1 protein-coding gene is annotated in these 243 nt (G+C 74.1%); it reads left to right on the top strand.

Annotation, left to right across the window (positions count from 1 at the left end; genetic code table 11):
• A partial coding sequence (locus ACZ3GY_RS24685) for an ATP-binding protein (protein ID WP_465912446.1) occupies nt 1–243 on the top strand: 243 nt, incomplete at both ends.

Below are 243 nucleotides of genomic sequence, written 5' to 3'. Positions count from 1 at the left end.
CGCGGCCATGCAGGCCGTCGCCAACGCCGTGCAGCACGCGGACGCCGCCGCGCTCTCGGTCGAGGTCATGGGCTCGGCCGATCCGGGCGGCGTGACGATCCGCGTCCGCGACGCGGGTCGCGGTTTCGACGTCAATGCGATCCCGGCGGATCGGCTCGGCATCCGCGGCTCGATCATTGCGCGGGTGACGGCGGTCGGCGGACGCTCGACCGTGGATTCGTCGCCCGCGGGCACCACGGTGAC

Source organism: Pseudomonas sp. PME37.24/006 (assembly GCF_055556635.1).
Note: the sequence above shows the minus strand (reverse complement) of the source record. Positions and strands in the feature narration are given on the sequence as shown.